The 2,757-nt window shown below is 74.8% G+C and carries 1 protein-coding gene; it reads right to left on the reverse strand.

Features of this window, described 5'->3' with window-relative positions; all coding sequences use genetic code 11:
• Positions 1–158: 158 nt before the first annotated feature.
• The gene (locus GTQ99_RS27295) at positions 159–2,489 is read right to left on the reverse strand and encodes an EAL domain-containing protein (protein WP_166617799.1); all 2,331 of its coding nucleotides are present in this window, start codon (positions 2,487–2,489) and stop codon (positions 159–161) included.
• Positions 2,490–2,757 lie beyond the last annotated feature (268 nt).

A 2,757-nucleotide genomic window follows, 5' to 3' on the forward strand; every position in this document is an offset into this window, starting at 1 on the left:
CCCCCGCCGCCGCCGGCCGGCGTCCTCGGCGGCGGCGCGCCAGGCGTGCAGCCGCTCCTGCTCGCGGTGCAGCCGCCAGGCCAGCCAGCCGGCGGCGGCGGGGGCGGCGGCCAGGGCGGAGCGGGCGAGGAGGCCGGCCGCCCGCACCGCGGGTCCCCTCAGGCGCTCAGCGGTCGCGCGACGGGACCGGCGAGGACGTCGGCGATGTCCTCCAGGGCCCGCGGGCGGCAGTAGAGGTGGCCCTGGGCGAGCTGGCAGCCCATGGCGCGCAGGATCTCGGCCTGCTCCTCGTGCTCGACGCCCTCGGCGACGACGGTCAGCTCGAGCGCCTGGCCCATCTTCACCATGCCCTCCACGAGCGCGCGGGCCGTGGGCTCGGTGGCGATGTCGCGCACGAAGCTGCGGTCGATCTTGAAGGAGGAGAACGGCCGGTGGCGCAGGTAGCCCAGGGAGGAGAACCCGGTGCCGAAGTCGTCGATGGTCAGCTGGGCGCCGGTCTCGGCGAGGTCGCGCAGCCGGTCGGCGGTGCCGTCGTCGATCATGACGCTCTCGGTCATCTCCAGGTGCAGCCGGCAGCCGCTGGCCGCGGTCTGGCGCACCGCGGCGGCGACCCGCTCGATGAAGTCCGGGTGGCGCAGCTGCACGGGCGAGACGTTGACCATGAGGTCCAGGCGGCGGCCGGCGTGCTGCTGGACGACGGCCGCGTCGCGGGCCACCTGGCGCATCACGGAGTCGCCGATGCCGATGACGGTGCCGGAGCGCTCGGCCAGGCCGATGAACTCCTCCGGCCCGACCAGCGGCTCGACCTCGCCGCCGCGGTCGCGGCGCCAGCGCACCAGCGCCTCCAGGCCCACGACCGGCGCGGCCGCTGCGCCGGACTGCAGGTCGACGATGGGCTGGTAGTGCACGACGAACGCCTCGGCGGGCGCCTGCTGGAGGTCCTCGATGACCTGCAGGCGGGCGATCTCCTCCTCCAGCAGCTCGGGGCGGAACTCCACCCAGCGGTTCTTGCCGGTGGCCTTGGCCCGGTACATGGCGGTGTCGGCGTTGCGCAGCAGGGTGCCCACGTCGTCGCCGGGGCGGGCGCGCGAGAGGCCGATGCTGCCCTGCACGCGCAGGACGTGGCCGCGCATGCGCACCTCCACGCGCAGCGCGACGAGCACCCGCCGGCACAGCCCCTCCACGTCCAGGCACTCGGGCAGCAGGACGGCGAACTCGTCACCGCCCAGGCGGGCGACGGTGCTGCCGCCGCGCAGGGTGTCGCGCAGGCGGGAGCCCACCAGCCGCAGCAGCTCGTCGCCGGCCTCGTGGCCGAAGCGGTCGTTGACGCCCTTGAAGCCGTCGAGGTCGAGGTAGAGGACGACGAGGCGGTCCAGGCGCCCGGCCTCGCGGGCGCGCTCGAGCTCGGCGGCCAGCCGCTCGGAGAACTGCAGGCGGTTGGGCAGGCCGGTGACGACGTCGCGGCGGGCCAGGCCGTGCATCTCCTCGCTGGCGCTGACGCGGAAGAAGGCGGCCTCGCCGACGCTGGCGAGCGCCTCCAGGGCCTTCTCGTCGGCGGCGCGCTGGGCGGGCTGGCGGCGGCGGGGCGCGGTGATGTGCAGCACGACGCCGTCGCCGGCGACGACGGGCACGCCGATCTCGTCCTCGCCGGGGCCGACCGAGCGGACCATCGCCGCGGGGGTGCCCACGACCATCCGGGCGTGCTTCTGCAGGGCGCGCGCCAGGTCGGCGCGCCGGCCCTGGGTGTGCAGGGCGGTCGCGGCCTCGAAGAGGGCCTCGCTGCGGCGGGCGACGTCGCGGGTGGTGCGCATGGCCCGGGTGGCGAGCATGGTGACGACCATGGGGACGACGAGCAGCAGCGCCGTCCACTCCGGCAGCTTCGCCTCGACGAGGCCGCCGAGGTAGCCCAGGCCGCCGACGGCGGCGCTCGTGCCGACCGCCATCCAGGCGCCGGGGTGCAGCAGCTCGGCGCGCACCGAGGTGCGCTCCTGCACGGCGACGGAGACGGCGGAGACGAGCACGTCGACGGCGAAGACGGCGACGACCGCGGCGCCGACGGCCAGGACCTCGAGCACGCTCGGGCGCATCGCGATGATCCGCCAGCCCTTCTCGCTGGTCCCGGGGGCGCCGAGGGCGGTGAGGACGGCCAGCGCGACCGGCAGGAAGAGCACGCCGATGCTGGCGTTGTAGACGCGGCTGACCCAGCTCTTGCGCTGCAGCAGGTTGGTCGGCACGACGCACACGCACCAGGCGAGGGCGGCCACCGCCGGGCGCGCGAAGCACAGCAGGAAGACGAGGACGCCGATGTCGAACTGGACCTCGATGCCGGCGTGCCGGGTGTTCAGCTGGAAGGGGAAGCGGGTCAGCAGCTGCATCAGCGGGAAGCCGATGACGACGCTGAGCAGCAGCTCCCGCCAGGCGGAGGCGTCGGCCTGCCCGGTGAACTGCGCGGCGGCCACGACGACGGTGACGAGCGCAGCGGCGGTCACCGCTCCGTCGTACAGCACGCTGGCGAGCGGACGACGCTCGCGAACGCCTCCGCTCATCGGCACCTCCCCCTGGATGTCGGGCACATCCTGACACTCCGACACCGACTGGTCACGCTCGATCAGGAGATTGAGGATGACGCCGCCCACCCGGAGCAGTCGCGGCCGGGCTCGTGACCAGCGGTGGATCGCTGTGCGTCCACCACCTGCGACACATAGTAGTTTCTCGAGGGCACCGCCCCGCACCTACCCTGCGTGCGTGCCCGCCGCC

The sequence above is a fragment of the Kineococcus vitellinus genome, from assembly GCF_009906315.1.
Taxonomy (GTDB): Bacteria; Actinomycetota; Actinomycetes; order Actinomycetales; family Kineococcaceae; genus Kineococcus; species Kineococcus vitellinus.